Raw genomic sequence first — 22,775 nt, forward strand, 5'->3', positions numbered from 1 at the left:
CGCCCGCCCGGCACAGCACCTGACGGTCCGGACGGCATCCGGAAGGCGGGCGCGTGTCCGCTCCTCGACACAATCTGTCCGGAATCCCGCTGGAATCCCCTGGAGGCCTCTTCGGCCGATGCGGAAGAATGGCCCCCGGGCTGGGCAACCATGACAGGGGATCGAGTGTCCAACGGGCGTGGCGAACGTGATGGTGGGAGCAGGGGCGGGCATCCCGGCGAGGGCCGTGGTGACCTTCCCCTCGCGTACCCCGCGGCCGGCGAGTAGGCCGGAAGACGACCAGATGACCGCGGTCGCACCCGGTGCGGCGGGCTCCGGCGCCGGCACCGACGCCGGTACCAGCGAGGACCTGCTCACCGAGACCTACCAAGCCCACTACCGCTCCCTGCTGCGGCTCGCCGCCCTGCTCCTGGACGACCTGTCGACCTGTGAGGACGTCGTCCAGGAGGCGTTCATCCGGGTGCACGCCGCCCGCCGCCGGGTCCGTGAACCGGAGAAGACCCTCGCCTACCTGCGGCAGACCGTCGTCAACCTGTCGCGCTCCACGCTGCGCCGGCGGATCCTCGGTCTGCGGCTCCTGCCAAAGCCCATGCCTGACATGGCCAGTGCAGAAGAAGGCGCCTACGATGCGCTGGAGCGCGACCAGTTGAAGGCCGCGCTGCGTGGTCTGCAACGCCGTCAGCGGGAGGTTCTGGTGCTGCGTTACTTCGTGGACATGACGGAGGCGCAGGTCGCTGACACCCTCGGCATCTCGCTCGGGTCCGTGAAGGCCTACGGCTCCCGCGGACTCGCCGCCCTGCGGTCCCAGATGGAGGCCGGACATGGCTGACGGTGCCAGGCAACGGCCCTCCGGCGGCGCCGACGACGGGTTCTCCGCCGAGGAGCGGGCCGTCCGGGACCTGATGCGGCGGGCCGTCGCGGACATCCAGCCCGAACCCGGCGGCCTGCCGCGGATCCGGTACGCCGTACCCCGCCGCCGCGCCGCCCGGCGCGGAGCCTGGACCGGCGCCGCCGCCCTCGCCCTCGCCGTCGCGATCGCCCTGCCCGCCCTGCACGACGGGGAACACCTCGGCCTCTCCGGCGGCCCCGGCTCCGCCGACGCCAAGAGTCCGGCCGCCACCGCCCCCACCGGCACCAGGACCGGCGGCACCACCGGCTCCGGCACACCCCCGCGCACCGGCCCCGGCAGCGGCACCAGCGACACCGCACCACCGTCCGGCACCCCCACTGCCTCGCCCAGCTCCGGCAGCACCACCACCCGCGCCGACGGCACCACCACCGCCCCGGCCCCCGCCACCAGCACCGGCGACAGCCCGATCACCCCGCTCTGCACCCGTGCCGACCTCGGCCAGGGCAGCGCCCAGACCGGCCCCGCCGACTCCGACGGCCGGATCACCGGCTCCTTCACCGTGCTCAACGTCTCCGACCACAGCTGCCGGCTCGGCGGCCCCGGCGCCGTCGCCGTCACGTCCGTGACCGGGATCGACCGCGGCCGGGTCCGCACCGCCGACCGCACCGCCGGCGACCCTGCCGTGACCCTCCCCGCGATGGACGCCGAGCCGCCCGTGCTCGCCCCGCAGGCCGGCTACCGGGTGCCCTTCACCTGGATCCCCGACCGGACCGGCTGCCCCACCCGCGGGAGCGGCACCGCCACGACCACGCCCGCCGGCCAGGGCGGCGCCAACCCCGTCGCCGCCGGCACCCCGGCCCCCGCCGCCACCGGGGCGGCACCCGGCTCCGGCGCCTCGGGGGCCCCCAGCGTCGGGCCCCCGGCCAGTTCGTCCCCCAGTGCCGGGGCGACCACCGTGCCCAGCCCCACCGCCACCCCGACGGCCGGTCCGACCACGGCGCCCGCCGGCGCCACCATCGCCCACACCCCCGCCCCCGGCAGCCCCGCCGCCGCCACCGTCACCCTCCCGGTCGGCTGTGGCGGGACGTTCTACCGCGGCGGGGTGCAGGCGGCGGGCGGTGCGGCCGCCCCGCAGCCCTCGGGATCGCCCGCGGCGGGGTGAACCGGCGGCGGCCCGGGGCCGCCGCCTCCGCGCCGTCGGTCCGGCCGCGGCACGCCCCCGCCGTGGCCCCGCCCGTCCGGTCGCCCGGGCCGGCTCCGCCCCGCCGCGGTCCGTGCCACGGACCCCTGTGGTCGGAGCGGGTGTGAGGACTGGTTACCGTGGGGGGTGTGTACCGGTTCCTCCTGACCCCGCGCTGGCTCGGCGGCACCGCGCTGGCCGTGGCGGCCGTGGCGGTGTGCGTCTGGCTGGGCTCCTGGCAGCTCGGCCGGTTCGAGGACCGGTTCTCCTCCCACCGGGAGGCCGAGCGGACCGTCGCCGCCGCGGGTGATCCCAGGCCGATCGAGAGCCTGCTCAACCAGGCCGCCCCGCAGGTGACCACCGAGACCGTCGGCCAGCCCGTCACGCTGACCGGCGACTACGACCCGGAGCACCAACTGCTCGTCCCGGACCGGGTGGTGGACGGCAGGCAGGGCTACTACGTGCTCACCCCGCTGCGCACCGCCGACGGCCACGTCGCCGCGGTGGTCCGCGGCTGGGCGCCCGGCGAGCCCGCCGGGGGCGCGTCCGCGATCGCGCCGCCGCCGGCCGGGCAGGTGACCGTCACCGGCCGGCTGCAGGCCGGTGAGACCAGCGGCAGCAACGGTGCGGTGGCCGGCGGCCTGCCGGCCGGCCAGCTCGGCACCGTCAACCGGGCGGCACTGCTGAACGCGCTGGCGTACGACGGCTGGTACGACGGCTGGGTGGCGGCGGACGCCGCACCGGCCGGGCTGACCCCGGTGCCCACCGTCCAGCCGCAGGGCGGCGACGGGCTCAGCCTGCGGGCCTTCCAGAACCTGGGCTACACCCTGGAGTGGTTCGTCTTCGGCGGGTTCGTGGTCTTCATGTGGTTCCGCCTGCTGCGTCGCGAGGCGGAGGCGGAGCAGGACCGGGCCCTCGGCTTGGACCCGGTCCTGGACTGACCGCCGCGATCGGCCGCGCGCCGGCCGGTTCGTCGCTCCGACGCGCTCGATGCATCGGCGGTTCGGCGCTCCGACCCGCTCAGCGCTTCGGCGCACCCGGCACGGTGGGTGCTCCCGGTACGGCCGGCGCCGTCGGCACGGGCACGGCGGGGGCGCTGCCCGGCTTGGCCGGGACGCCCGGCACCGCCCCGGGGGAGCCCGGCACCGCACTCGGGGACTCGGTGAACGCCGGCGCGACGTCGCCGCAGCGGCCGCGGCCGCCGTTCACGGTGCCGTCCGAGTCGTAGTGGTCGATGTGGTGGTGCACCGTGCGCCCCGTCTTCGACCCCTTCGAGCCGCTGGACCCGCTGGACGCGCTGGAGCCCTTCGACCCGGACGAGCCCTTGGACCCGCTCGACCCCTTGCCGCTCCTGGCGGGCAGGACCACCGGGGCGTCCCCCTCGGACGGCTGGTAGACCGCCGGCCGCACGACCGTGCCCGCGCCCGGCCGGGCCGCCCCCCACGCGCCCGAGCGGGTCGCGGTGGCGGCCGGTGCCTTCGGCGCCGCCGCGGTCGGCGGGGCCGAGGGGGCCGACGGGACCGCGGGCGTCACCGTGCCCGACGGGCCGGGCGCCGCGGGTGCGGCCGGCGGCGGGCAGGACGCCAGCGCGTCGGACCGGCCGGAACAGCCGGTGAGCACCAGGGCCCCGACCGCCGCCACCCCCGCGACCACCAGCAGGCGTCTCACACCGTCCCCCCGCCACCGAGGTGCCGCCGGACGAAGTCGATCTCCAGCCGCAGCTGCTTGATCCGCTCCTCCACCACCAGCGACCCGTGCCCGGCGTCGTACCGGTAGACCTCGTGCGGCGTGCCCAGCCGCTCCAGCCGCTCGACGTAGTTCTCGATCTGCCGGATCGGGCAGCGCGGGTCGTTGACCCCGGCGCTGATGTAGACCGGCACCCGCACCCGGTCGACGTAGCTGAGCGGTGAGGAGGCGGTGAAACGCTCCGGGACCTCCTCGGGGGTGCCGCCGAAGAGGGTGCGGTCCAGCGACTTCAGCGCCTCCATCTCGTCGGCGTACGCGGTGTGGTAGTCCGCGACGGGCACCGCGGCCACGCCCAGCGCCCAGGCGTCCGGCTGGACCCCGAGGCCGAGCAGGGTGAGGTAGCCGCCCCAGCTGCCGCCGGTGAGCACGAGCCGCTGCGGGTCGGCGAGGCCGCTGGTGACGGCCCACTCGCGGACGGCCGCGATGTCCTCCAGCTCGATCAGGCCGACCCGCTCGCGCAGGGCGTCCGTCCAGGCCTGGCCGTAGCCGGTGGAGCCGCGGTAGTTGACCCGGACGACCGCGAAGCCGTGGTCCAGCCAGGCGGCCGGCCCGGCGGCGAAGGAGTCGCTGTCGTGGTGGGTGGGGCCGCCGTGGATCTCGAACACCGTCGGGTGGGGGCCCTCGCCCGCGCCGGCCGGCCGCTGCACGAGCGCGTGCACCCGCCCGCCGGGCCCGTCCACCCAGACGTCCTCGACCGGGACGGAGCCGGGCGGCACCGCGCCGGGCGCCCGCAGCACGACCGCCCCGGCGGTGGAGCGGACGGCGGAGGGCTCGGCCGCGGAGGACCACAGGTACTCGACGGTGCCGTCCGGACGGGCGGTGGCGCCGCCGACCGTGCCGCGCGGGGTGTCCAGGCGGGTCAGCCGGCCGTCCGCCAGCGCGTACGAGAACAGCTCGCTGCGCGCCTCGTACTCGTGCTCGACGAGCAGCTCCGCCGCGCCGGGCCGCCACTGGGCGGAGACGTCGCCGGGCAGCTCGCGCCCCTGCTCGTCGCGCAGCGGCAGCGCGGTCTCGGCGCCGGTGGCGACGTCCCAGATCATCGGCTCCCAGCGGCCGGTGCGCTGGTGCGCGACCAGCAGCCGGGTGTCGCCCTCGACGGGGGCGAAGCCGAGGCAGGCCACGCCGCGCGGCTCGTCGCGGCCGGTGACCTCGTCGAGCTCGGCGACGGTCGTGCCGTCGGCGAGGCGGACGACGCGGATCGCCGAGTGCATCGCGTCGCCGTGCTCGGTGTGGTCGATGGCCAGCAGCGCGCTGTCGTGGCTGATGTCGCCGACGCCGCCGTACTCCTCGTGCCGGTAGATCTCGACGGCCGCGGCCGCGCCGGGGCGCCACAGGTGCAGGGTGGTGCCGTCCTCGTCGGTGGACCGGCCGACGACCACGGTGCCGTCACGGCCGAGCGCCAGGCCCGCCGAGTAGGAGGCGGCGAGGCCGGGCACGGCCTCCTCGTCGGGGCCGCCGGCGAAGGACTGGCGGCGCCAGACGCCGAACTCGTCCCCGTCGTGGTCGTCGAACCACCACACCGACTCGCCGTCGGGGGCCAGCTCGGCGTCGGTGGTGCCGTTCGGACGGTCGGTGACCTGGCGGTGGGTGCCGGTGGCACGGTCCCAGGCGTAGACCTCGTAGGTGCCGGTCGCGTTGGACACGTACAGCGCCCGGTCGGGGGCGTCCTCCGCCCAGTCGGGCAGTGACACGCGTGCCGCCCTGAACCGCTGCTCCCATGCCGGGACGGCGCTCTTCTCCTCGCTCATCCGACCATCCAACCCGATCGGGGGGACGGAACGGAACGGGCGGGTGGCTCCCGCCCGCCCGCCCGCACCGTTCCGCCCCCTCGGCGCCCCGCCGCCGGGGCCCGCCCGCGCCGCTCACGCCCGGCGCGGCAGCAGCCTGACCAGGCCCACCAGCACCAGCTCCAGCACCGCCAGCGCCGTCACGCTGCGGCCGAACGCCGCCACCGGATCCCCCGCCCCGTAGTACAGGAGTCCGATCAGGGCGATGCCGAGAGCCCCGCCGACCTGCTGCACGGTGGCCAGCACTCCGGCGGCCGAACCCGCCAGCCGCGGCTCCACCCCGGCCAGCACCACGGAGGTCACCGGCGCGATCACCAGGCCCATTCCGAGGCCGTCCACGAAGAGCCCCGGCGCCAGCCACCACACCCCGGCCGCCGGGGCCCCGTACACCGCGAGGGCGAGCAGGCCCAGGCCGGCAGCCATCGACAGCCCGCCGAGGGTGATCGTCCGCGGCCCGCCGAGCCGCTCCGCCACCCGGTGCACGGCGTTGGACGTGATCAGGTAGCCGACGCCGATCGCCGTGAACACCAGCCCGGCGCCGAACGCGTCCAGGCCGCGGCCCAGCTGCAGGTGCAGGGCGAGCACCAGGAAGAACGAGGCCTGGCCGAGCCAGAAGGCCAGCTGGGCGAGCAGCCCGGCGCCGAACGCCCTGCTCCGGAACAGCCCGGTGTCGACCAGCGGGGAGCCGGTTGCCCGGGTGCGGTGCTGGTGCACGGCGAAACCGGCCAGCAGGGCCACCGAACCGGCCAGGCAGAGCAGCGTCCACGACGGCCAGCCCAGCTGCGGGCCCTGGATCAGCGGCAGCACCAGGCCGGTCAGCGCGGCGGTGACCAGCAGCACGCCGACCGGATCCAGACCCGGCCGCCGCGGCGCCCGCGACTCCGGCAGGCACCGGCGCACCAGGACGAGGGCGGCCAGGCCGACCGGCAGGTTGATCAGGAAGCAGCTGCGCCAGCCGAGGCCGAGCACGTCGGCCCGGATCAGCAGCCCGCCGATCAGCTGGCCGAACACCGCGCCGACGCCCATCGTCAGCCCGTACCGGGCGAACGCCCGGGCCTGCGCTGCGCCGCTGAACGCCGTCCGCAGGATCGCCAGCACCTGAGGGCCCATCAGGGCCGCCGCCAGCCCCTGCGCGACCCGGGCGCCGACCAGCGCGGCGGCGGTCGGGGCGAAGCCGCAGCCCGCGGAGGCGAGGGTGAACAGGGCCAGCCCGAGGCCGAACACCCGGCGGCGGCCGTAGCGGTCGCCGAGCCGGCCGGCGGTGACCAGGCCGGCCGCGAGGGCCAGGCTGAACCCGGCCATCACCCACTGGACGACGGCCGGTCCGGCGCCCAGGTCGGCCTGGAGGGACGGGACGGCGACGTTGACGACGAAGACGTCGAGGGAGGTCATGAAGGTGGCGGCCAGGACGACCGGCAGCAGACCGGGCGGGGCGCCGGGGCGGCTCGCGGCGGGTCGGTCCTCGGCGCTCGTGCTCCCGGTGGATCGCCTGGCGGCGGGTCGGTGGGCGAGGTCGGGGGCGGTGCTCATCGGGCTCTCCTCGGTGGGGCGGGGCCAGGGGCAGGGCCAGGGGGCGTCGGCGGGGGCGGGGCGTGGCGCCCGGGGGCGGTGGGGGTCGCCCCCGGGCCCCCCGGCCGGGGTGGGGCGCCCGGGCTGTCGGGGCACGGCCGGCGTCGGGTGCGCGGGCCGGCGTCCGTCAGGAGTCCGGGTCGGCGTCAGGCACCCGGGACGCGGTCCAGGAAGCCGTACACCGCGCCGATCCGGCCGTCCGGCGTGGCGACCAGCACGTCGAAGCCGATCACCACCGGCTCGGCGCCGGCCGGTCCGAGCAGCCAGGTGAACCGGGCGACGTCGTGGTGCGCGTCCACCGGGCCCAGGGTGAACTCCAGCCCGGGGAACTGCGCCTGGGCCGCGCCGATCAGCGCGTCGACGGCGTCCCGGCCGGTCACGGCGGCCAGCGGGTCGGTGTAGCCGCCGTCCTCGGCCCACACCTCGTCGACCAGCTTGCGGCGGGCGGCCGGGTCGGTCTCGTTCCAGACGGCCAGGTAGCGCTCGGCGAGCTGCTGGAGGGTGCCGGCGGTGATCTCGGTCATGGTCATCTCCCGTGTTCCGGTGGGGTGTTGGGCGGTCGTTCCCGCTGCACACCACGGTAGGGACGGGCCAGCGCGGGCGAATCGGTCACGTATCGGCAAGGGGGTGCGTAACCCGGCGCTGCGGGGTACGTAGGTGTGCGGCCCGTCGCCGCCGCCGCGCCGCCCGTCGCGATCCCGGTCCCCGCCCGCGCCGCCCGTCGCGATCCCGTCCGCACCGTCCCCGTCCGCCCGCGCCGCCCCGGTCCCCGCTCGGTAGGGTCGGGGGATGCTGTACGGGAGGGAACACGAACAGGCTGCCGTGGACGGACTGTTGGCCACGGCGCGCGGCGGCGGGAGCGGAGTGCTGCTGCTCCGCGGGGAGCCGGGCATCGGCAAGACCGCGCTGCTGGAGCACGCCGTCGCCCGGGCGGGGGAGGCGTTCCGGGTGGTCCGGGCGGCCGGCGTCGAGTACGAGGCCGAGCTGCCCTTCGCCGGCCTGAGCCTGCTGCTGGCGCCAGGTCTGGACCGGCTGGAGGTCCTGCCGGCCCCTCAACGACGCGCGCTGGAGGCGGCGTTCGGGCTCGGCGACGGGCACGCCCCGGCGCCGGCCGACCGGCTGCTGACCGGGCTCGCCACCCTCGGCCTGCTCGCCGAACTCGCCTCCGAACGGCCGCTGCTGTGCGTCGTCGACGACCTGCAGTGGCTGGACCGCGCCTCCCTGGACGCCCTGCTGCTGGCGGCCCGCCGGCTCCAGGCCGAGGGGGTGGCCCTGCTGCTCGCCGCCCGCACCGGCGGCACCGCGCCGGACCTCCCGGCCACCGGCTTCCCCGAGGTCCACCTGGCCGGCCTGCCCGCGCCCGACGCCGTGCGACTGCTGGAGCACCGGGCCGGCCCCGGCCTGCCCGCCGCCGTCCGCGGCCGGCTGCTCGCCGAGGCGGCCGGCAACCCGCTCGCCCTCACCGAACTCCCCGTCGCCGTGGCCGCGCAGACGCCCGCCGCCGGGGCCGGGACGGCCGGAGCGGGCTCCCCGTCGCCGGCCCCGGGCGGCCTGCCGCTCACCAGCCGGCTGCTGATCGCCTTCCACGGCCAGGTGACCGGACTGCCCCCGGCCACCCAGACCCTGCTGCTGGTCGCCGCCGCCGAGGAGAGCGGCGAACTGGACGTCGTGCTGCCCGCCGCGGCCGCCCTCGGCGTCCCCGCCGAACACCTGGGCCCCGCCGAGGAGTCGGGCCTGGTGACGGTCGCGCCCGACCGGCGGATCGCCTTCCGGCACCCGCTCCTGCGCGCCGCCATCCTGCAACGCGCCCCGCACCACCAGCGACTGACCGCCCACCGGGCCGTCGCCGGGGCGCTCCCGGACGGCGACCGCCGCACCTGGCACCTCGCCCTCGCCGCCACCGCCCCCGACGCCGCCCTCGCCGACGCCCTGGAACGCACCGCCGTCCGCGCCGGGGCCCGCGGCGCCCACGGCGCGGCCGCGGCGTACGAGCGGGCTGCCCGGCTCACCCCGGACCGCGACGGCGCCACCCGCCGCCTCGTCCTGGCCGCCGAAGCCGCCACCGAGGAGGGGAGGCTGGCGCAGGCCGAGGCGCTCGCCGAGGAGGCCGGCGGACGCACCGACAGCGCCCTGGCGCACGCCCTGCTGGACCAGGTCCGGGCCACCGCGCACTTCTGGCGCGGCTCCTACCCGACCGCCCACCGGCTGCTGCTGGACGCCGCCACCGGGGTCGCGGCGCCGCACGCCGCCCGGATGCTGTTCCAGGCCTTCCACGCCGCCTGGTACGCGGGGGAGGAGCCGGTGGTCGCCGTCCTCGACCGGCTGGCCGCGCTACCGCTCGCCGAGGACGACCCGCTCACCCCGCTCGCCCGCCACCTGCCCGCCGCAGTGCTCCCCGCCCTCGGCCACCCGGGCCCCGGCCACCCGGCCCCCGCCCGCCGGCAGCCGCCCACCGCCCGCGACACCGCCGCGGCCGCCCGCGGGGCCGGTGCCGAGTCCCCCGCCGACCTCGTCCAGCTCTGTGGCGCCACCCTGATCCTCGGCCGCGACGAGGAGACCGCCGAACTCGGCGGCGAGCTCGTCGCCGAGGCCCGCGCCAAGGGCGCCGTCGGCGTGATGCCGACCCTCCAGTTCTTCCTCGCCGAGGCCGAACTCTTCCACGGCCGGCACCGCGACGCCGAGCTCACCGCCACCGAGGCGCTCGCCCTCGCCCGGGACACCGGGCAGCACCAGTGGGTGAGCCAACTCACCGCGCTGCTCGCCTACCTGGCCGCCCTGGACGGCGCCGAGGACCGCTGCACCGGGCTCGTCGCCGAGTCCCTGGCCACCACCGGCCCGCAGACCGCCGCCCCCGCCGCCGGCCTCCCCTGGGCGCACTGGGCGCTCGCCCTGCTCGACCTCGGCCACGGCCGGGCCGGCGCCGCCGCCGACCGACTGCACACCCTCACCAGCGGGCCGCACCGGCACCACGTCAGCGCCACCCGCGCCGTCCCCGACCTCGTCGAGGCCGCCGTCCGGCTCGGCACCCCGGAACGGGCGGCCGAGGCCTACGAGCGCTTCGCCCGCTGGAGCGCCGCCGCCGACCGCCCCTGGACGGAGGCCCTCCGGCTCCGCTGCCAGGCGCTCCTGGGCCCCGACGAGCTCGCCGAGTCCGCCTACCGAGCCGCCCTCGACCTGCACGGGTCCGCGAACCGGCCCTTCGAACAGGCCCGCACCGCCCTCCTCTACGGCGAGTGGCTGCGCCGCTCCCGCCGCCGCACCGACGCCCGCCCCCAGCTGCGCGCCGCCCTGGAGACCTTCGAACGCCTCGCCGCCCACCCCTGGGCCGCCCGCGCCCGCACCGAACTCACCGCCACCGGCGCCCCGGCCCCCGCCCCGGCCGACACCCCGCACGCCTCGCCGCTGACCCCCCAGGAGCTCCAGATCGCCCGCCTGGCCGCCCGCGGCCTCACCAACCGGGAGATCGCCGCCCAACTCTTCCTCAGCCCCCGTACCGTCGCCCACCACCTCTACAAGGCCTACCCCAAACTCGGCATCACCTCGCGCGCCGAGCTCCCCGCCGCGCTCTGACCCGGCCCCGCCCACGCCGAGGGCCCCCGCCGGATCCGTCCGGCGGGGGCCCTGAGCCACAGTCATGCTGTCGGTCGCGCAACGACGACAGAGGCCCTGCCGGATTTCTCCGGCAGGGCCTCTGCACTGGGTCGGGGTGGCGGGATTTGAACCCACGGCCTCTTCGTCCCGAACGAAGCGCGCTACCAAGCTGCGCCACACCCCGGTCCTGCGTTTCGTTGCTCTGTCTCCGTCGCAACGAGTAGAACTCTACCGGACGCTCGCCGAGACACGAAATCCGGTTCTCGGCGGGCGTCCGCCGCAGGTCAGCGGGGGGCCGGGGTGAGGGTGAGGAGGGTGGCCTCCGGGGGGCAGGCGAAGCGGACGGGGGTGTAGCGGTTGGTGCCGCAGCCGGCCGAGACGTGCAGGTAGGAGCGGCGTCCGCCGGCCTGGTGGGTGGAGAGGCCCTTGACCCGCCGGGTGTCGATGTCGCAGTTGGTGACGAGGGCGCCGTAGAAGGGGATGCAGAGCTGGCCGCCGTGGGTGTGCCCGGCGAGGATCAGCGGGTAGCGGTCGGCGGTGAAGGCGTCGAGCACGCGCAGGTAGGGCGCGTGGACGACGGCGAGCGAGAGGTCCGCGTCGGCGGAGGGGCCGCCGGCGACCTCGCTGTAGCGGTCGCGCCGGATGTGCGGGTCGTCGAGTCCGGTGAACTCGAGGTCGAGGCCGCCGACGGTGAGCCGGCCGCGGGTGTTGGTGAGGTCGAGCCAGCCGGCCGAGTCGAAGCCGTCGCGGAGCTTCTCCCACGGGTTGTGGACGGCGCCGGTGATGCCGCGCCGGGCGCTGCCGTCGGCGTTGTTCAGGCCGTGGTCGCCGCTGCGCATCGCCTGGAGGTAGCGGGCGGGGTTCTTGCGGGCCGGGCCGTAGTAGTCGTTGGAGCCGAAGACGTAGACGCCGGGGAACTCCATGAGCGGCCCGAGCGCGTCGAGGGTGGCGGGGACGCCGAGCGGGTCGGAGAGGTTGTCCCCGGTGTTGACGACGAGGTCGGGGCGGAGCCCGGCGAGGCTCTTCAGCCAGCGCTGCTTCTTGCCCTGTCCGGTGACCATGTGGATGTCGGAGACCTGCAGTACCCGGATGGGCCGGGCGCCGTGGGGCAGGACGGGGACCTCGACCCGGCGGAGCCGGAAGGAACGGACCTCGTACCCGACGGAGTAGGCGAGGCAGGCGGCGCCGGCGGCGGCGAAGCCGAGGGGAACGGAGTACAGCGGTCGCATCGCCCCATGCTCTCAGACGGTGGATCAGCCGGTGAACGCCCGGTGGCCGGTGGGAGGCCCGGGTCGGCCCGTCGGGCGCGGGTCATTCCCGGGTGCGCCGGACCCGCAGGGCCCGGACCTTGTGCCGGTTGCCGCAGCGTTCCATCGAGCACCAGCGGCGCCGGCCGGGGCGCGAGGTGTCGACGAAGACCAGCCGGCAGTCGGCGGCCGCGCACGCGCGGATCCGGTCCGCGTGGGGGCCGGTGAGCAGGGCGATGGCGTCCCGGGCGAAGGTGGCGGCGAGCTGGTGCCCGTCGGCGGGCAGCGGGGCGGCGGCGGTGCCGTCGGGGGCGATCTGGGGGGCGAGCGGCGGGTGGGCGGCGGCCCGGTTGAGGACGGCGTAGTCGTCGGCGGCGCCGGGGCGGGCGTGGGCGCGGGCGGCGGTGAGGCGCCAGAGCGCGTCGCGCAGGGTACGGGTGGCGGCGAGCTGGTCGGCGTCGATCCGGACGGCCCCGGCGGGCAGCCGCAGCCGGGAGCGGGGCAGCCACCGGGCGAGGTCGGACGGTTGGTGCAGGGCCTCGTGCCGGGCGTACGGGCCGGGGCCTCCGGTGGTGAGCAGTTCGAGGCAGAGGGCGCCCGCGTCGAAGCGGAAGGCGGTGCCCCGGGCGGTGGTCAGGGTCAGTCCGGCGGGGGTGGTCCGGTCTCCGTCCGTCATGTAACCAGGCTAGGCGGTTACGCCCGGGCGCCGGGTCCGGATCCGGCGCCCGGGCCCGCCCGCGACCCGCGATCCCGGTTAATGGCAAGCGGGTGAACTCCGCAGGTGGGAGACTCGGGGCCATGACCACGCTCAAGGCGCAGCTGCAGGAGGACCTCACGGCTGCCATCAGGGACCGGGACGAGCTGCGCTCGTCCACCATCCGGCTCACGCTGTCCGCCGTCACCAGCGAGGAGGTGGCGGGCAAGGAGAAGCGCGAGCTGTCCGACGCCGAGGTGCTCAAGGTGATCGGCCGTGAGACGAAGAAGCGCCGGGAGGCCGCCGAGGCGTTCGACGCCGCCGGCCGTGCCGACCAGGCCGCCCGGGAGCGGGCGGAGGGCGAGCTGCTGGCGGGGTACCTGCCCAAGCAGCTCTCCGACGAGGAGCTGACGGCGATCGTGGCGGCCGCCGTGGCCGAGAGCGGCGCGACCGGTCCGCAGGCGATGGGCGCCGTGATGAAGCTGGTGAAGCCGAAGGTGGACGGCCTGGCCGAGGGCGGCCGGGTGGCCGCCGCGGTGAAGGCCGCGCTGACGGGCTGATCCCCGCCGGGCCGCCCGGTGCCGCCCGGGCCGTCCCGGGCGGCCGCCGGAACCACGAGGGGCGCCCTCCGAGAGTGATCTCGGAGGGCGCCCCTTCACCGTGCGGCGCCTTCACCGGGCCGGGCCGTTCGGCCGCCCGGTCGGTGCTCAGCCGTTGTTGCCGCCGTGCTTGCCGCCGTTGCCGCCGATGACGCCCGGCGGGAAGGTGAACCCGCCGCCGATCATCCCGCCGGCGTTGTTGTTGCCCCCGCCGGGGTTGCCGCCGGGGCCGCCGCCGTTGTTCCCGCCGGGGTTCCCGGCCGGCGGCGGCGGGTTGCCGCCGGGCTGGGCGTTCGGGTCGGCCGGCGGGGTGGCCCCGCCGGTCGGCGTGGCGTTCGGGTCCGGCTTGGGCGCCGGGTCCGGGATGTTGATGGTCTGCAGCTGGTCCTTGGGCGTGCCGCGCAGGGCCTGGTCCATGGCGAGCTTCCAGATCGGGCCCGGCCCGGTGGCGCCGAAGACGCCGTCGCTGCCGTAGTAGGTGTCACCGATCTTGATGTTCTTCATCTTGACGCCGCCGGCCGGGCCGCCGAGCCAGACCGAGGTGGCGAGGGACGGGGTGTAGCCGCTGAACCAGGCGGCCTTCTTCTCGTCCGTGGTACCGGTCTTGCCGGCGATCTGGCGGCCGTCCTCCAGGCCGAGGGAGGCGCCGGTGCCCTTCTCCGTCACGTTGAGCAGGACGGTGTTGAGCGCGTCCGCGGTGTTCTCGGAGAAGGCCTGGCTGCAGCTGGACTGCGGGACCTTGACGTCCTTGCCGTCGACCGTGGAGATCTTGGTGATCGCGACCGGGGTGCAGTACTTGCCGCGGGCGGCGAAGGTCGCGTAGACGTTCGCCATGGTCAGCGGGCTGAGCTCCAGGGTGCCGAGGACCATCGAGGGGACCTCCTGGAAGGGGTCGCCCTTGGCGGACTGGGTGATGCCCAGCTTGTTGGCCATCTGCTTCATCGCGCAGAGGCCGACCTGCTGCTCCATCTGGACGAAGTAGGTGTTGACCGAGCGGGCCATCGCCTCCTTCAGCTCGTACGGGCCGACCTCGCTGGGCGACTCGTTCTTCACCGTGGCCTTGGGCTTGTCGGTGTTCTTCCAGGTGCCCGAGCAGGTGGACATGTTCGGGTAGTCGATCTTGTTCTCGGACGGGAACGGCTGGGTGGGCTGCATGCCCGACTCCAGGGCCGCCGCGGCGAGGATCGGCTTGAAGGTCGAGCCGGTCTGGAAGCCGTTGCCGCCGCCCATCGAGGCGTCGACGTTGAGGTTGACGACGGTCTGGTTCTTGTTCGGGTCCAGGCCGTACGGGCGGGTCTGGGCCATCGCCAGGATCTTCCCGGTGCCGGGCTCCATCATGGTCGCGGCGGCCGACACCGGGTCGGTCACGAGGACCTTCTTCGGGTTGGTCACGGCGGCCTGGGCGGCGGCCTGCTTGTCCGGGTCCAGCGTGGTGTAGATGTTCAGGCCGCCGGTGTCCCACAGCTTCTTGCGGTCCGCGGCGTTCTTGCCGAACACCGGGTCCTGCTTGACGACGTGGCGCACGTAGTCGCAGAAGAAGCCCATGCCGGCCTGGGCGGTGATGCAGCCGTTCTGCGGGTCCTTGTACTTCAGACCCAGCGGGGCGGCCTTCGCCTCCTTGGCCTGGTCCGCGGTGATGTGCTTGTTCTCGAGCATCTTGTCGATCACGACGTTGCGGCGCTTGACCGTGTTGTCGGGGTAGCGCACCGGGTCGAAGGACGACGGGTTCTGCACCATGCCGGCCAGGGTGGCGGCCTCGGCGACGGTCAGGTCCTTGTTGCTCTTGCTGAAGTAGCGCTGGGAGGCGGCCTCGACCCCGTAGGCCTGGTGGCCGTAGAAGGTGATGTTGAGGTAGTTGGTGAGGATCTGGTCCTTCGTCAGGTCCTCCTCCAGCTTGATCGCGACCTTGAGCTCCTGGATCTTGCGGCCCAGGGTCTTGCGCTGGGCCTCCAGGACGGCGGCCTGGTCGTCGCCGGCCTTCTCGACGTTGACGTTCTTCACGTACTGCTGGGTCAGCGTCGAGGCGCCCTGGGAGGCGGTGCCGCTCTCGGCGTTCTTGCTGATGGCGCGCAGCACGCCCTTGAGGTCGACGGCGCCGTGCTCGTAGAACCGGGCGTCCTCGATGTCGACCTGGGCGTGCCGCATGAACGGCGACATCTGGTCGGCGGTGATGACGGTGCGGTCGCGCTCGTAGACCTTGGCGATCAGCCCGCCCTTGGCGTCGAAGATCTGGGTCGCCTGGGTGAGCGGCGGGGTCTTGAAGTCGTCGGGGATGTTCTCGAAGCTCTCCGCCGTGTCCTTGGCGGTCAGCCCGATGGCGCCGACGGCGGGCAGGGCGAGGCCTGCCAGCAGGACTCCGGAGAGCACGCTGACGCCCAGGAACTTCACTCCGTGCCCCGCGAAGTCCAGCGGTGATCCGCTGCGCTTGCCGCGCGGAGCTCCGGGGTTGCCTGGGGGCTGGGGTGCCTGGGGGCGCTTCGGTGCCATGAGGAGAACCCTACGTCCCCGAATCCCGCACATAGGGGCAGGTGTTCGCCTAGGCTTGTCACAAGCTTGCGACAGCTTCGGTGCGTCAACATCATTCACTCTTGTGAGTGCGGAGACTTGCCCGAATTGCCCTTTCTTGGGTGGGTTTTGAGGCAGCTGTGGCCTGCTGTGCACCTGTGGGCGGTAGCGCTCCGTAGCGACGCGCGTGGCGAGAGTGGCCTCGGCGTGTTTGGCAAGGCTTGCGACCTGCGATCACTCCAACGAGTGAGCTGACCGATACCCATAGTCCAATCGGGTCATTCGAGATTGAGCCCGAAGGGGCTGTTGCAAGCTGTCGTTCTTCCGTAACGTCCTCAACTGGCAACGGTGAATATGCCGTTGCCGCCGTGGGGGAGCCTCGAATACGGGAGAGGACGGCGCCGGGATGGGCTGGGTTGACGACTGGAGTGCGCAGGCCGCCTGCCGCACGAGTGATCCGGACGAGTTGTTCGTCCAGGGGGCCGCGCAGAACCGCGCGAAGGCGGTGTGTAGCGGCTGCCCCGTCCGCACGGAGTGCCTCGCGGACGCGCTGGACAACCGGGTCGAGTTCGGAGTCTGGGGCGGGATGACGGAACGCGAGCGCCGGGCACTGCTGCGCCGCCGCCCGACGGTCATCTCGTGGCGGAGGCTGCTGGAGACGGCCCGCACCGAGTACGAGGAGTCCCTCGCCACCGGTGTGATACTGACCGACTACGCCCAGGCGGGCTGACCGCCCGACCGGGGCGGTGCCCGGCCGGGCCGGCCGGACCGGCGCCTACGCGGCGCCGCTGAGCCGGTCCCCGATCGCCCGCAGGCCGTCCAGGTCGTGCACGTCGCCCGGCAGCGCGGCGACCTCCACGATCGGCACGTCCGGGTAGACCGAGACGAAGCGGTCCCTGGTGCGCCGTTCCCGCCCCATGATCTGCATCCGCTCGGCATGCAGCCGCAGCAGTCCCGCCGCGAGCTGTTCGGCCTCGGGCGAGGAGTGCTCCGAGCCGTTCTCCTCCAGTGCCTCGGCGGCCGCCAGCGCCCGCTCCGCGGTGAGCTGCGGCGCGCCGGAACCGTGCACCCGGTTGAGCACCAGCCCGGCCAGCGGCATCCGGTCGGCGGCGAGCCGGTCCACGAAGTACGCCGCCTCGCGCAGCGCGTCCCGCTCCGGCGCGGCCACCACCAGGAACGCCGTGCCCGGCGCCTTGAGCAGTTGGTACGTGCGGTCGGCGCGCTCGCGGAAGCCGCCGAACATCGAGTCCATCGCGCTGACGAAGGTCTGGACGTCCGTCAGCAGCTGGGCGCCGAAGATCTTCCCCAGGGTGCCCGTGAGCAGGCCCATGCCGGCGTTGAGGAACCTCATCGCGCTGCGGCCGCCGACCTTGGCCGGGGCGGTCAGGATGCGGATCACCCGGCCGTCGAGGAAGGACCCGAGCCGGTTGGGCGCGTCCAGGAAGTCCAGCGCCGAGCGGGACGGCGGGGTGTCGACGACGATCAGGTCCCACTCCTCGGCGTCGCGCAGCTGCCCGAGCTTCTCCATCGCCATGTACTCCTGCGTGCCCGCGAAGCCGGCCGACAGGGACTGGTAGAACGGGTTCTCCATGATCGCCCTGGCCCGCTCCGGCTCGGCGTGGGCGAGCACGACCTCGTCGAAGGTCCGCTTCATGTCGAGCATCATGGCCTGCAGCTCGCCGTCCCCGGCGACGCCCTTGACCACCCGCGGGGTGTTGTCCAGTTCGGTCAGGCCCATGGACTGGGCGAGGCGCCGGGCCGGGTCGATGGTGAGCACCACGACCTTGCGGCCGCGCTCGGCGGCGCGCAGTCCGATCGCCGCGGCGGTGGTGGTCTTGCCGACGCCGCCGGAACCGCAGCAGACGATGATCCGCGTCCCCGGGTCGTCGATCAGGGCGTCCACGGCGAGCCGGCTGCCGGTGGCCCGGACGCCGCCGCCTCCGCCGGCCGCCCCGCCGTTCGCCGCCGTGCCGCCGGTCGCCCCGCCGCCGCGCGTTCCGCTGCCGGTCGTTCCGCCGTTCGTCACGCCGCCCCCTGCCGCTTCAGTTCGGCCGCCAGCCGGTACAGCCCCCCGAGGTCCACGCCCTCGCCCAGCAGCGGCAGTTCGTACGTTGGCAGCCGCAGCTGCTGCAGGTCGGCGCGCTGTTCGCGCTCCAGCTCGACGCGTTCGGCGTGCTCCCGGGCCTGTTCCAGCAGCGGGTCCAGCAGCGGCTCCACAGCGGCCCGGACGGTCTCCGGGCGGCGCGAGCGCCCTCCTAGCCCGGCCTCGCCGAGCGCCAGGGCGACCTCCTCGCGGTGGTCCCCGTCGACCGCGGCCACGGCGGCGGCGTCCAGCACCGGCGGCCGGACCATGTTGACCAGCACCCCGCCCACCGGGAGCCCGGCCTCGCGCAGCTCGGCGAAGCCGTCGACCGTCTCCTGCACCGGCATCTCCTCCAACAGGGTGACCAGGTGCACCGCCGTCTCCGGCGACTTCAGCACCCGCATCACGGCCTGCGCCTGGGTGTGTATCGGGCCGATCCGGGCCAGCCCGGCGACCTCGGCGTTGACGTTCAGGAAGCGGGTGAGCCGCCCGGTCGGCGGCGCGTCCATCACGACGGCGTCGTACCGTCGGCGGCCGTCGGGGCCCTTGCGCCGGGCCGCCTCGCAGGCCTTCCCGGTGAGCAGGACGTCCCGCACGCCGGGCGCGATGGTGGTGGCGAAGTCGACGAAGCCGACCTTCTGCAGCGCCTTTCCGGCCCGGCCGAGCTTGTAGAACATCTCCAGGTACTCCAGCAGCGCCAGCTCGGTGTCGATGGCCAGCGCGAACACCTCGCCCGCCCCGCCACCGGCCGGCAGGCCCAGCTGGGTCCGGGAGACCGAGGCGATCCGGCGCTCCTCGTACGGGAGTGCGGCGATCCCGAACAGCTCGGCGACGCCCTGCCGCCCCTCGACCTCGATCAGGAGCACCCGCCCGCCGTCGGCGGCGAGCGCCAGTGCCAGCGCCGCGGCCAGCGTGGTCTTCCCGGTGCCGCCCTTGCCGCTGACCACGTGCAGCCGGACGCCCTCCCAGTCGGGGTCGCGCCGGGCCGCCTGGCCGGGGGTGCGTGCCACGCTCCTTCTCCGTCCGTCTCCGTGGGCCGGAGGCCGCTCCGTCGGCCGGCCCGTCCTGCGGTGCCCTCTCGCGGGGCGCCCCGTGACCAGGGTGCCCTCTCGCGAGGGTAACCAGGGACCGCGCCGGATGCCCGGAGCACCAGGGGGGCCGGGCCTGAATCATGCCCCCTTTGTGGGCCACCTCACACGCCGGTCCGCCGGCGGCGCCGATCGCCGCGGCCGCTCGTCTAGAGTCTGGCCATGACCAAGTGGGAATACATGACGGCGCCCCTGCTGGTGCACGCCACCAAGCAGATCCTGGACAACTTCGGCATGGACGGCTGGGAGCTCGTCCAGGTCGTGCCGGGCCCGAACCCGGAGCAGCTGGTGGCCTACTTCAAGCGGGAGAAGAGCGCATGAGCAAGGTCGAGGCGAAGCTCGCCGACCTGGGCCTGACCCTGCCGCCGGTGGCGGCTCCGGTCGCCGCGTACGTCCCGGCCCTGCGTTCGGGCGAGTTCGTGTTCACCTCCGGCCAGCTGCCGGTCGTCGGCGGCAAGCTGCCGAGCACCGGCAAGGTCGGTGCCGAGGTGTCCCCGGAGGAGGCCAAGGAGCTCGCGCAGACCTGTGCGCTGAACGCGCTGGCCGCGATCAAGTCGGTGATCGGCGACCTGGACCAGATCGAGCGGGTCGTGAAGGTGGTCGGCTTCGTCGCCTCCGCCCCCGACTTCACCGGCCAGCCCGGCGTGATCAACGGCGCCAGCGAGCTCCTCGGCAAGGTGCTGGGCGAGGCCGGGGTGCACGCCCGCAGCGCGGTCGGCGTCGCGGTGCTGCCGCTGGACGCCCCGGTCGAGGTCGAGCTCCAGGTGCGCGTCAAGACCGCCTGAGGTGATCACGAAAGGCGGGGTTGGGCCTGTCCAACCCCGCCTTCGTGCGCTTAGCATCCGGGCATGGACCATCGAGCGACGACGCTCCCGATGCCGCCCGGTTGGCCTGCCCGGATCCGGGCGGTCGACTCCGGCGTGCTGACCCCGCCGGTGCCCCGGCCCGCCGCGACCGTCGTGCTGCTGCGCGACGCCCCCGACGGCCCGGAGGCCTACCTGCTGCGCCGGCGCACCTCGATGGCCTTCGCAGCCGGCATGTACGCCTACCCGGGCGGCGGGGTGGACCCGCGCGACGCCGAGGTGGAGACCGGCTGGGCCGGCCCCTCCCCCGAGGAGTGGGCCCGGCGGCTCGGGGTGGACGCCCGGACGGCGCGGGCGGTGGTCTGCGCGGCCGTCCGCGAGACCTTCGAGGAGGCCGGCGTGCTGCTGGCCGGGCCGGACGCCGACAGCGTCGCCGCGCCGCGCGACTGGTCCGCCGAGCGGGCCGCGCTGGAGGCGCACGAGCTGTCCTTCGCCGAGTTCCTCCGCGACCACGGCCTGGTCCTGCGCAGCGACCTGCTGGCCGGCTGGGCCCGCTGGGTCACTCCGGAGTTCGAGGAGCGCCGCTACGACACCTGGTTCTTCGTGGCCGTGCTGCCGGCCGGCCAGCGCGCCGCCCTGGAGGTCGGCGAGGCGGACCGGGTGGCCTGGCTGACGCCGGCCGAGGCGGTCCGCGGCCACCGGGAGGGCCGGTTCGGCATGCTGCCGCCGACCGTGACGGTGCTGCGCGAGCTGTCGCCGGTGCGCTCGGCCGCCGAGGCGCTGACCGCGGCCGCCGGGCGCTCGCTGGAGCCGGTGCTGGGCCGGGCCGAGGTCCGGGGCGACCGGATGACGGTCCGCTGGCCCGGGTACGACGAACTGACCATCGACGGGGACTTCCCCGAGGACGCCTGACCGCACCGGGCGCCGGACCGGTCACCCCACCGGCACCCCGGTCACCCCGGCGGCACCCCACCGAGCACCGGACCCGGCGTCGCACCGCCCGCCGGCCGGACACCGCACCACCTGACCCACCGCACCACCTGACCCACCGCACGACCCGACGCACCGTCGCAGAGAGAGGACCGACGCCCGATGACCCACAACGACGTGGCTCGCCGGACGGCACCCGAGATGCCCGCCCGCCGCCTGACCCCCCGCACCACGGCCTGTGACGGCCCGGTCCCGTTCACCGACCTGGCCCAGCGCGCCATCGTCCGGATGCTGCCGCTGAGGGCCCTGTACCGCGACGGCGGGGGCGGCCGGTGAGCGGACTCCTGCCGGGTGACCCCGCCGCCGCCATCGGCGGCGAGGCCACCCCCCGGGCGCTGTGCGTACTGGCGCCGAACCCGTCGCCGATGACGCTGGACGGCACCAACACCTGGCTGCTCTCCGAGCCCGGCTCGGACCTCGCGGTGGTGATCGACCCGGGCCCGCTGCACGAGGGCCACCTGCGCCGGGTGATCGACCACGCGGAACGGCTGGGCAAGCGCGTCGCGCTCACCCTGCTCACCCACGGCCACGCCGACCACTCCGAGGGCGCGGCCCGCTTCGCCGAACTCACCGGCACCGAGGTGCGGGCCCTGGACCCGGCCCACCGGCTGGGCTCGGAGGGACTGGTCGACGGCCAGCGCCTCGACGTCGGCGGCCTCGACCTGCGGGTGGTCGCCACTCCCGGTCACACCTCGGACTCGCTGACCTTCCACCTGCCCGCCGACGGCGCCGTCCTCACCGGTGACACCGTGCTCGGACGCGGCACCACGATGGTCGCCCACCCGGACGGCCGGCTCGGCGACTACCTGGACTCGCTGCGCCACCTGCACACGATGGCCTCCGAGCACGGCGTGCGGACGGTGCTGCCCGGCCACGGGCCGGTGCTCGCCGACGCCCTCGGCGCGGTCGACTACTACCTGGCGCACCGGGCCACCCGGCTCGCCCAGGTGGAGACCGCGGTCGAGGCAGGCTGCCGGACGGCGCCCGAGGTGGTGGCCCGGGTCTACGCCGACGTGGACCGGGCGCTCTGGCCGGCCGCGGAGCTGTCCGTGCGGGCGCAGCTGGAGTACCTGGCGGACCACGGGCTGATCCCCGACCAGGGCTGATCCCGACCGGGGCTGATCCGCGACCAGGGCCGAGGCCGCGCCGGCACCTGCGCCAGCCCGCCCGCGCGGGCCCGCGCCGCCCCGCCCGCGCGGCGGGGTGCGCCCTGGAACGCCGAAGGGCCCGTCCGGACGGACGGGCCCTTCGCGGCGTCGGGAGCGTCAGCGCGAGCGGCGCGACAGCCGCTCGACGTCCATCAGGACCACCGCGCGCGCCTCCAGCTTCAGCCAGCCGCGGCCGGCGAAGTCGGCGAGCGCCTTGTTGACCGTCTCGCGGGAGGCGCCGACCAGCTGGGCCAGCTCCTCCTGGGTGAGGTCGTGGGCGACGTGGATGCCCTCCTCGGACTGCACGCCGAACCGGCGGGAGAGGTCCAGCAGGGCCTTGGCGACGCGGCCGGGCACGTCGGAGAAGACCAGGTCGGACATCACGTCGTTGGTCCGGCGCAGTCGGCGGGCGATGGCCCGCAGCAGCGCGATGGAGACCTCGGGGCGTGCGTGCAGCCAGGGCTGCAGGTCGCCGTGGCCCAGGCCCAGCAGCTTGACCTCGGTCAGCGCGCTGGCGGTGGCGGTGCGCGGGCCCGGGTCGAACAGCGACAGCTCGCCGATCATCTCGCTGGGGCCGAGGACGGCGAGCATGTTCTCGCGGCCGTCCGGGGAGGCGCGGTGCAGCTTGACCTTGCCCTCCGCGACGACGTACAGCCGGTCACCCGGGTCGCCCTCGTGGAACAGCGACTCACCACGGGCGAGGGTGACCTCGGTCATGGAAGCGCGCAGCTCGCCGGCCTGTTCGTCGTCGAGTGCCGCGAAGAGTGCGGCGCGCCGCAGAACGTCGTCCACGTGCTTCCTCCTTCTCGGCCGTCCGGCGGGTGGGCCGTCCGGCGCAAGTTCCGTACAGTGCTCTGCATCACCAAGCATGGCGCATGTCGCTCCGATCATATGA

At 75.2% G+C, this 22,775-nt stretch carries 21 protein-coding genes and 1 tRNA gene; 11 read left to right on the forward strand and 11 right to left on the reverse strand.

What is annotated here, in order from left to right; translation table 11 throughout:
* Positions 1–190 precede the first annotated feature (190 nt).
* From ACFYUY_RS14235 to ACFYUY_RS14245, 3 genes are all read left to right on the forward strand, one after another.
* Positions 191–829, forward strand: a complete 639-nt coding sequence (locus ACFYUY_RS14235; protein WP_387900768.1) for a SigE family RNA polymerase sigma factor — start codon at positions 191–193, stop codon at positions 827–829.
* Positions 822–2,012: a hypothetical protein gene (locus ACFYUY_RS14240; RefSeq protein WP_387900663.1), complete on the forward strand. Its 1,191-nt coding sequence runs from the start codon at positions 822–824 to the stop codon at positions 2,010–2,012. The genes ACFYUY_RS14235 and ACFYUY_RS14240 overlap by 8 nt, the downstream gene beginning before the upstream one ends.
* A 167-nt stretch (positions 2,013–2,179) precedes the next feature.
* Positions 2,180–2,971, forward strand: a complete 792-nt coding sequence (locus ACFYUY_RS14245) for an SURF1 family protein (RefSeq protein WP_360205562.1) — start codon at positions 2,180–2,182, stop codon at positions 2,969–2,971.
* A 79-nt stretch (positions 2,972–3,050) separates the two neighbouring features.
* Here the strand turns inward: ACFYUY_RS14245 and ACFYUY_RS14250 are convergent, their stop codons facing one another.
* The 4 genes from ACFYUY_RS14250 to ACFYUY_RS14265 all read right to left on the reverse strand — a co-directional run bounded on the left by ACFYUY_RS14250 (position 3,051) and on the right by ACFYUY_RS14265 (position 7,656).
* Positions 3,051–3,698, reverse strand: coding sequence for a hypothetical protein (locus ACFYUY_RS14250; RefSeq protein ID WP_387900665.1), 648 nt, complete (start codon positions 3,696–3,698; stop codon positions 3,051–3,053).
* Complete coding sequence (locus ACFYUY_RS14255; protein WP_387900667.1) at positions 3,695–5,524, reverse strand: prolyl oligopeptidase family serine peptidase; 1,830 nt, start codon at positions 5,522–5,524, stop codon at positions 3,695–3,697. The genes ACFYUY_RS14250 and ACFYUY_RS14255 overlap by 4 nt, the downstream gene beginning before the upstream one ends.
* A 114-nt stretch (positions 5,525–5,638) precedes the next feature.
* The gene (locus ACFYUY_RS14260; RefSeq protein WP_387900669.1) at positions 5,639–7,093 is read right to left on the reverse strand and encodes an MFS transporter; all 1,455 of its coding nucleotides are present in this window, start codon (positions 7,091–7,093) and stop codon (positions 5,639–5,641) included.
* A 185-nt stretch (positions 7,094–7,278) separates the two neighbouring features.
* Positions 7,279–7,656 (reverse strand): nuclear transport factor 2 family protein, encoded by a 378-nt coding sequence (locus ACFYUY_RS14265; protein WP_360205549.1) that lies wholly within the window; start codon positions 7,654–7,656, stop codon positions 7,279–7,281.
* Positions 7,657–7,921: 265 nt separating this feature from the next.
* Here ACFYUY_RS14265 and ACFYUY_RS14270 point away from each other — a divergent pair, with 265 nt between their 5' ends.
* Positions 7,922–10,702 (forward strand): AAA family ATPase, encoded by a 2,781-nt coding sequence (locus ACFYUY_RS14270; protein WP_387900671.1) that lies wholly within the window; start codon positions 7,922–7,924, stop codon positions 10,700–10,702.
* A 131-nt stretch (positions 10,703–10,833) separates the two neighbouring features.
* Here the strand turns inward: ACFYUY_RS14270 and ACFYUY_RS14275 are convergent.
* The 3 genes from ACFYUY_RS14275 to ACFYUY_RS14285 form a co-directional block, all read right to left on the reverse strand.
* Positions 10,834–10,907, reverse strand: a tRNA-Pro gene (locus tag ACFYUY_RS14275).
* A gap of 100 nt (positions 10,908–11,007) precedes the next feature.
* Positions 11,008–11,952, reverse strand: a complete 945-nt coding sequence (locus ACFYUY_RS14280; RefSeq protein ID WP_387900673.1) for a metallophosphoesterase — start codon at positions 11,950–11,952, stop codon at positions 11,008–11,010.
* A gap of 82 nt (positions 11,953–12,034) precedes the next feature.
* Positions 12,035–12,646, reverse strand: a complete 612-nt coding sequence (locus ACFYUY_RS14285; protein ID WP_387900675.1) for a CGNR zinc finger domain-containing protein — start codon at positions 12,644–12,646, stop codon at positions 12,035–12,037.
* 122 nt (positions 12,647–12,768) lie between these two features.
* On the opposite strand from ACFYUY_RS14285, the gene ACFYUY_RS14290 reads away from it, so the two are divergent.
* Complete coding sequence (locus ACFYUY_RS14290) at positions 12,769–13,224, forward strand: GatB/YqeY domain-containing protein (RefSeq protein ID WP_360205537.1); 456 nt, start codon at positions 12,769–12,771, stop codon at positions 13,222–13,224.
* Between the two features lie 147 nt (positions 13,225–13,371).
* Here ACFYUY_RS14290 and ACFYUY_RS14295 read toward each other — a convergent pair whose 3' ends face one another.
* Entirely contained in the window at positions 13,372–15,750 is a 2,379-nt protein-coding gene (locus ACFYUY_RS14295) for a transglycosylase domain-containing protein (RefSeq protein ID WP_360205534.1), read from the reverse strand.
* A gap of 424 nt (positions 15,751–16,174) precedes the next feature.
* Here ACFYUY_RS14295 and ACFYUY_RS14300 point away from each other — a divergent pair, with 424 nt between their 5' ends.
* On the forward strand, positions 16,175–16,498 hold the full coding sequence (locus ACFYUY_RS14300; protein WP_030240986.1) for a WhiB family transcriptional regulator: 324 nt from the start codon (positions 16,175–16,177) through the stop codon (positions 16,496–16,498).
* 45 nt (positions 16,499–16,543) lie between these two features.
* Here ACFYUY_RS14300 and ACFYUY_RS14305 read toward each other — a convergent pair whose 3' ends face one another.
* Together ACFYUY_RS14305 and ACFYUY_RS14310 are read right to left on the reverse strand one after the other, a co-directional pair.
* The gene (locus tag ACFYUY_RS14305) at positions 16,544–17,794 is read right to left on the reverse strand and encodes an ArsA family ATPase (protein WP_387900677.1); all 1,251 of its coding nucleotides are present in this window, start codon (positions 17,792–17,794) and stop codon (positions 16,544–16,546) included.
* Positions 17,791–18,861 (reverse strand): ArsA-related P-loop ATPase, encoded by a 1,071-nt coding sequence (locus ACFYUY_RS14310; RefSeq protein ID WP_360205532.1) that lies wholly within the window; start codon positions 18,859–18,861, stop codon positions 17,791–17,793. The genes ACFYUY_RS14305 and ACFYUY_RS14310 overlap by 4 nt, the downstream gene beginning before the upstream one ends.
* Positions 18,862–19,101: 240 nt before the next feature.
* Between ACFYUY_RS14310 and ACFYUY_RS14315 the strand changes: the two genes are divergently transcribed.
* The 5 genes from ACFYUY_RS14315 (at position 19,102) to ACFYUY_RS14335 (ending at position 21,838) form a co-directional block, all read left to right on the forward strand.
* On the forward strand, positions 19,102–19,260 hold the full coding sequence (locus ACFYUY_RS14315) for a hypothetical protein (RefSeq protein ID WP_360205529.1): 159 nt from the start codon (positions 19,102–19,104) through the stop codon (positions 19,258–19,260).
* On the forward strand, positions 19,257–19,724 hold the full coding sequence (locus ACFYUY_RS14320; RefSeq protein ID WP_360205526.1) for a RidA family protein: 468 nt from the start codon (positions 19,257–19,259) through the stop codon (positions 19,722–19,724). The genes ACFYUY_RS14315 and ACFYUY_RS14320 overlap by 4 nt, the downstream gene beginning before the upstream one ends.
* A gap of 63 nt (positions 19,725–19,787) precedes the next feature.
* On the forward strand, positions 19,788–20,654 hold the full coding sequence (locus tag ACFYUY_RS14325) for an NUDIX hydrolase (RefSeq protein WP_360205524.1): 867 nt from the start codon (positions 19,788–19,790) through the stop codon (positions 20,652–20,654).
* Positions 20,655–20,834: 180 nt separating this feature from the next.
* On the forward strand, positions 20,835–21,008 hold the full coding sequence (locus tag ACFYUY_RS14330; RefSeq protein WP_360205521.1) for a hypothetical protein: 174 nt from the start codon (positions 20,835–20,837) through the stop codon (positions 21,006–21,008).
* Positions 21,005–21,838: an MBL fold metallo-hydrolase gene (locus ACFYUY_RS14335; RefSeq protein ID WP_360205519.1), complete on the forward strand. Its 834-nt coding sequence runs from the start codon at positions 21,005–21,007 to the stop codon at positions 21,836–21,838. The genes ACFYUY_RS14330 and ACFYUY_RS14335 overlap by 4 nt, the downstream gene beginning before the upstream one ends.
* Before the next feature lie 159 nt (positions 21,839–21,997).
* On the opposite strand, the gene ACFYUY_RS14340 is transcribed toward ACFYUY_RS14335, so the two are convergent.
* Positions 21,998–22,672 carry a Crp/Fnr family transcriptional regulator gene (locus ACFYUY_RS14340; RefSeq protein ID WP_030240972.1) on the reverse strand — a complete coding sequence of 225 codons (675 nt, stop codon included), beginning with the start codon at positions 22,670–22,672 and terminating at the stop codon, positions 21,998–22,000.
* Between the last annotated feature and the right edge of the window lie 103 nt (positions 22,673–22,775).

The sequence above is a fragment of the Kitasatospora sp. NPDC004745 genome (genome assembly GCF_042873275.1).
In the GTDB taxonomy this organism is placed as follows: domain Bacteria; phylum Actinomycetota; class Actinomycetes; order Streptomycetales; family Streptomycetaceae; genus Kitasatospora.

Excerpts from the sequence above, each read along its gene's own strand:
- ACFYUY_RS14260 (WP_387900669.1), bottom strand. The coding sequence starts at position 7,093 with ATGAGCACCGCCCCCGACCTCGCCCACCGACCCGCCGCCAGGCGATCC.
- ACFYUY_RS14270 (WP_387900671.1), top strand. The coding sequence starts at position 7,922 with ATGCTGTACGGGAGGGAACACGAACAGGCTGCCGTGGACGGACTGTTG.
- ACFYUY_RS14320 (WP_360205526.1), top strand. The coding sequence starts at position 19,257 with ATGAGCAAGGTCGAGGCGAAGCTCGCCGACCTGGGCCTGACCCTGCCG.
- ACFYUY_RS14280 (WP_387900673.1), bottom strand. The coding sequence starts at position 11,952 with ATGCGACCGCTGTACTCCGTTCCCCTCGGCTTCGCCGCCGCCGGCGCC.
- ACFYUY_RS14255 (WP_387900667.1), bottom strand. The coding sequence starts at position 5,524 with ATGAGCGAGGAGAAGAGCGCCGTCCCGGCATGGGAGCAGCGGTTCAGG.
- ACFYUY_RS14235 (WP_387900768.1), top strand. The coding sequence starts at position 191 with ATGGTGGGAGCAGGGGCGGGCATCCCGGCGAGGGCCGTGGTGACCTTC.
- ACFYUY_RS14285 (WP_387900675.1), bottom strand. The coding sequence starts at position 12,646 with ATGACGGACGGAGACCGGACCACCCCCGCCGGACTGACCCTGACCACC.
- ACFYUY_RS14330 (WP_360205521.1), top strand. The coding sequence starts at position 20,835 with ATGACCCACAACGACGTGGCTCGCCGGACGGCACCCGAGATGCCCGCC.
- ACFYUY_RS14290 (WP_360205537.1), top strand. The coding sequence starts at position 12,769 with ATGACCACGCTCAAGGCGCAGCTGCAGGAGGACCTCACGGCTGCCATC.
- ACFYUY_RS14240 (WP_387900663.1), top strand. The coding sequence starts at position 822 with ATGGCTGACGGTGCCAGGCAACGGCCCTCCGGCGGCGCCGACGACGGG.
- ACFYUY_RS14325 (WP_360205524.1), top strand. The coding sequence starts at position 19,788 with ATGGACCATCGAGCGACGACGCTCCCGATGCCGCCCGGTTGGCCTGCC.
- ACFYUY_RS14315 (WP_360205529.1), top strand. The coding sequence starts at position 19,102 with ATGACCAAGTGGGAATACATGACGGCGCCCCTGCTGGTGCACGCCACC.
- ACFYUY_RS14300 (WP_030240986.1), top strand. The coding sequence starts at position 16,175 with ATGGGCTGGGTTGACGACTGGAGTGCGCAGGCCGCCTGCCGCACGAGT.
- ACFYUY_RS14265 (WP_360205549.1), bottom strand. The coding sequence starts at position 7,656 with ATGACCGAGATCACCGCCGGCACCCTCCAGCAGCTCGCCGAGCGCTAC.
- ACFYUY_RS14295 (WP_360205534.1), bottom strand. The coding sequence starts at position 15,750 with ATGGCACCGAAGCGCCCCCAGGCACCCCAGCCCCCAGGCAACCCCGGA.